Origin of the sequence: Streptomyces carpinensis (genome assembly GCF_002154505.1) — a bacterium.
Lineage (GTDB): Bacteria > Actinomycetota > Actinomycetes > Streptomycetales > Streptomycetaceae > Streptomyces > Streptomyces carpinensis.
Genome location: NZ_MUBM01000264.1, coordinates 1 through 5,112, shown reverse-complemented (window position 1 = coordinate 5,112; position 5,112 = coordinate 1). Strand labels below are relative to the sequence as shown.

Below are 5,112 nucleotides of genomic sequence, written 5' to 3'. Positions count from 1 at the left end.
CGGGTTCCCCGAGGGCCGCCGCGATCCGCCGCAACGAGGCCCGCCCATCGATCTGCAGAGCGGCGACGATCCGCCGGTCGAGCCCGTCGAGAGGGCCACCGTGCGCGCCGGCGGGCACGCTCGGGTGCGTGGAGGGGCGCGCGGGCGGGGCTGCCGGGGCGGTCGGGGTGGCCGGCGTGGCCGATACTGGGTGCGTCACGGGAACGACCCTAACGACCGGGGCAACCCCGTACCCAGGGGTGTCGGGCTCCGCGGCTCGGCTGATCAACCAGCACCTCGGCGGCAGCCTGAACGTAAAGGACCGCATACTTGAGATCTCGCGGGGATACCTCTGAGCCGGGTCGCGCAAGCCGGGCGACAACCTCCGAGAGATGGTCGATGCCGTTCGCAGCGGCCAGGAAGTCCACCCGGGCACAGTCCGTGCCTCCGCTTCTCTCGCCCGAAGATGTCCCTCGGCTCATGCCCCACCTCGCACGGAATCGCCGCCATGCCTGGCGTGGTCGACCAAATCGCCTCGCTCGACCACCGTCCCACCGCAGCTGATCGTGGAGGACGTGAATGCGTTCCTTCGCGGGTGGGGCGCGTATTTCCGCTTCGGAACCAGACGGTCGGCGTTGCGCGCGATAGGCGCGACGCTGTGCCCTACCGTTCCGAAACGGTGGGCGGCGGCCAGACCCAGGCCGGGGCCGGCGCCGACGAGAGCGAACAACCACCGCCGGCGCCACGGTGAGACAGGGCACATTACGCCCGTCGAATCCGAAGCCAACCACTACCGAGTAATCACGAAACCCCAGGTCACAACCAATATCTGAGATCTCTGTCAAACCCGGAACGGTCGAAACGCCCTCGTCGGCGCAAGGACCGGCCTCATCTGCCTGGACGGTACCTCCGCTCGACGTGACCCTCGAGGTCATCCGCATAGAAGTAGACCGGCCGCAGGTCACCCTTGGCGTAGCGTTCAGCCTGGTCGTCGAAGTGCGGTGAATCGGGGTGTCCGCTCGCGCCGCCCGCCGTCACCGCCCAGGCGCGCAGTCGCGGCCCGAACTCCACCACCGCCACGAAACTGTTGCCGCTGGTGCCGTAGTAGCGCTTCGTGCCCGGGTAGGCCTTCGCTCCGAACGAGGCCAGGGAGCCCCAACGCGATGAGGCGAACGGCACCGGGATACTGGGCTTGGCGTCGCTGAACTGCTGGACGATCGCTCCGTCGTTGCGCTGGAAGCGGTTTATGCCGCCCCACGGCACCTTCCAGCTGCCGAAGTCCCGTGCCAGTCGGCGTGTCGCGGTCTCGAGCGCGTCGAGTCGCTGCGCGTCACTGGCGCGATTGGCCATGTAGTCCCACACCGACATTCCTGCGTCCGCTGCTGCCTGAGACGTGAGCGCCCACAGGTCTTCACCCCAGAACACGGCCACCGACGTCGCGGTCGACTCCGTGGCCCACCGGTAGTCCCAGTCACGCAGCAAGCCGACAGGGCCGGCCAGTGTCGCCTTCTGTCCGTTGCCCTCGGATAGTTGGTTCCACGCTGCGACGAGCCCGGGAACCAGCCGCGCGAAAGCCGTCAGGTACGGATCGAACGCGGCCTCGATCAATGTCTGCGGGGTGAAGTCGTTACGCGCGGACAGCACCCGCTCCGCCTGTGGCCCGCGCGGGTTCTCGCCGACCCTGTCGAAGTACCGTGGGTAGTCTTCCGCCTTGGGACTGTCCGCACCGGCGGCGGTCCAAGGCCAGTTGTTCGTGTTGAACGCCCAGCCGTTCTTCGGGCTCACGACGTGTGGCATCCTGTCCAGACTGTGCAGTCCGTGCCAGTCGGTCGCCGGATCACTACCGTCGACGGGCCTGCGATAGTCGAACCGATCATCTCTCACCGGCATGAACTGCGGCATCAGAAAGGCGATCTCGCCCTTCGAGTCCGCGAAGAGCGTGTTGTTCGAGCTGTTCGCCTTCAGGCCCGCCACCCGGAGATAGTCGGCGTAGTTGTCCGTCGTGGTGCGCAGGAAGCTCTGCTTGAGCGCCTCGACGGGCTTGTTCATCAACGCACACGCGATCCACTTGCCGTCCGCCTCGCGCACGATGGGGCCGTGATGGGTGGCGAACGTGGTGAAGCTGCGTTTGTCCTGTCCGCCCTCCTTGGTACGGAAGGACAAGGTGATCGTCGTCGTGGTGACAGGGCGCAGTTCGTCACCGTAGCGGTAGTAGCGGGTTCCGTCGGCCCCCATCACGACCGTCTCGGTGAACTCGTCGATGTTGTCGACGCCGCTCGTCGTGTGCATCCACCCCGTGTACGCGTTGAAGCCCTGGTAGATGAAGAACTGGCCCCAAGTGGCGGCACCGTAGACGTTGAGCCCCTCGCTGCTCGTCACATGCTGTTCCGAGCGGAAGAAGAAGCTGGTGTGCGGGTTGATCAGGAGCAACGCGTGGCCGTCACGCGTGTGGCTCGGCGCGATCGCGAAGCCGTTCGACCCCGTGGGTTCGCGCAGCACCAGCCCGAGTTCCTCGTCGGTCATCGGCACGTTCCGCTTGTCGTAGAAGGCTTCGAGCTGAGTCAGCAGCACCGACTCGATGTCGCCGCCGATGCTGCCCTCCGAGAAGCTCAGCGGCATCCACGGCTCGAACCGGTCGAGCACGCGCGGACGCACCTCGGGGTGTGTCGCGAGGTAGTAGTTGAGCCCATCCGCCCAGGCCTGCATCAACGTGCGCAGCCACGCCGGAGACTTCGCATAGTCCTTCTTCAGCGCCTCCGGGTCGAGGAACAGCCGCTGCCGCAGGTCCTGCCAGATGGCGCTCTCTCCCTCCGCCTCGGCGAGGCGGCCCAGGGCGACGAGGTAGTTCTGTTCGATCCGGTTGAAGTCGTCCTCCGCCTGCGCGTACATCATCCCGAACACCGCGTCGGCATCGGTCTTGCCGACGATGTGCGGAACGCCCCAGTCGTCCCGCGTGATCGTCACACGGGCGGCGTGTCCGCGCCAGCGGGCCTTTTCGGGCAGCGTCTGCGCCGGTGCCGCGAACGCGGCTGCGGACGGCACTCCCACCGCCGCCGCGGCCAGTCCGGCTGCCGTGCCCAGCACACGCCGCCGACTCACTCCCGTTTTGCGCACATGACTCACGAGCTGCTCCACCTTCCATCCGGAAAACGACGGATCGTGCAGTTCACACGCTCGGGAGGAGGGCGGTCCGCGCGCGGGGCCCACGCCTTCGGCCGTCGGCGCGCACCCGCGCCACTTCACTGCAGCGCCGCCCCTCCGCAACGGACGGTCGCACGGGTGGACCGCACCCCGACCACCGCAACGGCAGCAACCACATGCGAAGCAACCGCCACAGCAGGAGACACAGACCTCCGGTGATCGCTCACATCGGCAGTCTTATCCGCCACACGGCCCACTGACAAGACCTCGATCGGCAGTGAACAGAACGTCCACGCACCTCGCCTGTTGAGGCGTCAATTCTCTTACCGGCCATGGTTGTTGTGCGGGTGATGACCGGCGGCCGGTCTGCTCGTGGACGCCGTCTGTTCCGCTCTATGCCTCGGTACCGCGTGGGACGAGGTCGTCTGATCAGATTGATGCGGTCCGCTCGTCCCGGTACGGGGCGAGGAACGCGGTCAGCGCCGACAGCATCGCCTCCGGGGTTTCCTCGGCGGGTAGTGGCCACAGTCGGGGAGGACGAGGCTCTCCACGTGGTCGGCGCGGCGAGTTCCATCGTCGCGCCGACCGATGCGCCCATGTTCTCCGCGCCGCCGAGCGCCAGGACGGGGAGGGGCAGCCGTCGAGTCCTGCGCTGCTGGTTCTGCGCGATGGTCGTGTCGAGTGCGCGTTGAAGCTCTCCCCTCCCTTCGCAAGCTCAGGAAGGGGATTCCGGTCTACCTTGCGGCGACTGGCTTGACGGTTTTACCCGCCCTACGACCGCGCCTTCCGGCGGCCGGGACCTCCACGATGACGTGGCCGATCCGGTACAGGTGCAAGATGTTCCGGGCTGCGTTCCAGTCGGCGTTGCACTCGAAGCCGCAGTCGGGGTTCTTGCAAACGAACGTGGCCTGGTCTTCCCGGCTGCCGGGCACGGTGAAGCCGCATGCGGAGCAGCGCCGTGAGGTGTTCGGGGCGGGCACCTTGTGCAAAGCTCCCCCGTACCGGGCGGTCTTGTAGGTCAGCATCGTGACCGTGCGCCCCCATGCCTCTTGTGCGATGGAGCGGTTGACACCGGCCTTTGCTTTGACGTTCTTGCCCGGCTCCTCGATAGTGCCTCGGGCGGACCTGACCATGTTCGTGATGGTGAGCTGTTCAACCACGATCACGCCGTACCTACGGGCGAGATGGGTGGTCGTCTGATGCTGCCAGTCCAAGGCCCGTCGCGTGGCTTTTGCTCGGAGCTGCTTGATCTGGTCGTAGGTGTGCCGCAAGCGGCGAGAGACCTTCTCCCCCTTCTCGCGGAAGGACGTGCGGCGTGCGGCCTCACGCTCCAGGCGGAGCAGCTTGGCCTTCTCCTTCGGGGTGAGCCACTTGTCGCGGTCGGCGGTGCCGTCGGGCAGACGCGGTGCGCGCCCGTGGTCCTGGTGGTCCTTGTTGGACAGGGCGAGGGGGATGTTCACCCCGGCGTCGATGCCGACTTCCGGACCCTGGTGGGGGGCGGGCGTGGCTTGGAGAGTCTGGATGCGCAAGGCGATGTGCCAGCCGAGCGCGTCCTTCACCAGGCGTGCTCCGGTGATCCGGTTGTCGGCGTTGGCCTTCCTGCCGACGGGCAGGTCTTTGGTCCAGCGGAAGCGGACGCGGCCCACCTTGGGAATGTTGACCATGCCCCAGCGGCGGTGCACGCGCTGGATCTGGAGGTCGCGGCCCTGTGGGATGTCCACGCTCATCACGGACCGGAAACGGCCCTTGAAGGCCGGCTCGTCCGCGCGGCCTTCCCAACAGTTCAACCAGGCGCGGAAGTACGTCTTCAGTACCGCTTGCGCAGCCTGCGCCGGAAGCTTGCCGAGGAAGTCGAGGTCCTTGCGGGCCTGCCGGATCTGCGTATCTGCTGCGGCGAGGGTCCGCTTGTCCTTCGGCATCATCTGCCACCAGGCGTGCAGGCAGTTCCACATGGTGCGGGCCGCGTGCGCCTGGTCATCCATGACGCGGATC

General features: G+C 67.1%; 4 protein-coding genes. 1 reads left to right on the top strand and 3 read right to left on the bottom strand.

Annotation, left to right across the window (positions count from 1 at the left end):
- Positions 1 to 199: AsnC family protein (locus BZY54_RS53785; protein WP_244217443.1), on the bottom strand; the 199-nt coding region annotated here is incomplete at its 3' end.
- A gap of 172 nt (positions 200 to 371) precedes the next feature.
- Here BZY54_RS53785 and BZY54_RS55635 point away from each other — a divergent pair.
- Positions 372 to 812: a group II intron maturase-specific domain-containing protein gene (locus BZY54_RS55635; RefSeq protein ID WP_086728740.1), complete on the top strand. Its 441-nt coding sequence runs from the start codon at positions 372 to 374 to the stop codon at positions 810 to 812.
- A gap of 55 nt (positions 813 to 867) precedes the next feature.
- Here BZY54_RS55635 and BZY54_RS31590 read toward each other — a convergent pair whose 3' ends face one another.
- Complete coding sequence (locus tag BZY54_RS31590; protein WP_208640833.1) at positions 868 to 3,222, bottom strand: penicillin acylase family protein; 2,355 nt, start codon at positions 3,220 to 3,222, stop codon at positions 868 to 870.
- A 632-nt stretch (positions 3,223 to 3,854) separates the two neighbouring features.
- Positions 3,855 to 5,111, bottom strand: coding sequence for an RNA-guided endonuclease InsQ/TnpB family protein (locus BZY54_RS31580; protein ID WP_244217442.1), 1,257 nt, complete (start codon positions 5,109 to 5,111; stop codon positions 3,855 to 3,857).
- Between the last annotated feature and the right edge of the window lies 1 nt (position 5,112).

Bases quoted from the DNA above. Each gene is read 5' to 3' on its own strand.
- BZY54_RS55635 (WP_086728740.1), top strand. From the start codon at position 372: ATGGTCGATGCCGTTCGCAGCGGCCAGGAAGTCCACCCGGGCACAGTC.